Source organism: Neobacillus bataviensis LMG 21833 (assembly GCF_000307875.1).
In the GTDB taxonomy this organism is placed as follows: Bacteria; Bacillota; Bacilli; order Bacillales; family Cytobacillaceae; genus Neobacillus; species Neobacillus bataviensis.
The window spans coordinates 1-1,543 of record NZ_AJLS01000099.1 but is presented as its reverse complement, the minus strand read 5'-3'; the positions used below and the strand labels follow the sequence as shown (position 1 = coordinate 1,543).

Here is a 1,543-nt window from a genome sequence, read left to right as displayed (position 1 = left end):
CTTGCACCCAACGATAAATCGTAGTATGACAAACATTTATTCCACGATCATATAACAATTCGAATTCACGTCTAACAATTATGGAGCACTTTAGGTTCCCTGTGCTTTTTTATTTGTTCAAAAACAGCAACCGTAATTTGTTTTTTCCCAGTACTATAGCTAACTTAAATGTACTTTTCATTAGCCAACGTTAAAATTCGTCTTATACTAAAATTTAATTGTTTAAATGTGATAATCAATGTGATATTATTATTATATGCCAACAATGGTTGTTAACAACGTTTAAATTATTCGTATACTTATTCGTATACTATCAAAAATGGAGGAATTTGTCTTGAAAACAAATCGCTATGTTGTTGCGTTTGCAGGTGTCATGTTTCATTTAATGATTGGTTCAGTTTATGCTTGGAGTGTTTTTACTAATCCAATTGCAAAACAAAATGGTTGGGCAGAATCCTCAGTCGCTCTTGCATTTAGTATCGCTATTTTCTTCTTGGGAATGTCAGCCGCCTTTATGGGCAAAGTCGTTGAAAAAATAGGCCCTAGACTAACGGGAACTATTGCTAGCTTTCTTTACGGAACTGGAACCATTATGACTGGTTGGGCTATCCATCAAAATTCAATTTGGCTATTATATCTCTCATATGGTGTCATAGGCGGATTAGGACTGGGAGCAGGATACGTTACCCCTGTATCAACAATTATTAAATGGTTTCCAGACAAACGCGGTTTAGCAACGGGGTTAGCTATTATGGGATTTGGTTTTGCAGCAATGCTGACTGGTCCTGTTGCTCAACAGCTAATGGCTAGTGTTGGTCTTGAACAAACATTCTATTTCTTAGGAACATTTTATTTTGTTATTATGCTGCTCGCTGCACAGTTTATTGTTCGTCCAAATCTGGCACTATCAAGCACTACTGAAAATAGCATTTCTCAAAAAAAGGGAACACGTCTAACCCGAGGACCGGAGCTAACAGCTAACCAAGCCCTCAAAACTAAATCCTTCACTTTTCTTTGGATAATGTTCTTTATCAATATTACATGCGGGATCGGCCTTGTCTCAGCTGCATCCCCCATGGCTCAAAGTATGACTGGCATGTCTGTCCAAACAGCCGCAATTATGGTTGGAATCATAGGCCTTTTCAATGGCTTTGGACGTTTGATATGGGCAACTTTGTCTGATTATATCGGGCGCCCTGCTACTTTCAGTGCCATTTTTATTCTCGATATTGTAATGCTTTCAGCCATACTCATCTTCAAATTACCGCTCCTATTTGTCATTGCATTATGCTTGTTGATGTCTTGTTATGGAGCAGGCTTTTCTGTCATCCCAGCCTACTTAGGTGATGTCTTTGGTACTAAAGAATTAGGAGCTGTTCATGGATATGTACTGACAGCATGGGCTGCTGCCGGAGTTGTTGGACCATTACTATTATCATTAACACATCAACTGTTCCACAATTATACTTTGACATTAGCTGCCTTTATTTTGATTGATCTATTGGCACTGCTAATCTCATTCTGGATACAACGAGATTTCATT

General features: G+C 38.2%; 1 protein-coding gene. It reads left to right on the top strand.

Annotated features, from left to right (window positions below):
- Positions 1 to 334: 334 nt before the first annotated feature.
- Positions 335 to 1,543: L-lactate MFS transporter (locus BABA_RS13760; RefSeq protein ID WP_007085804.1), on the top strand; the 1,209-nt coding region annotated here is incomplete at its 3' end.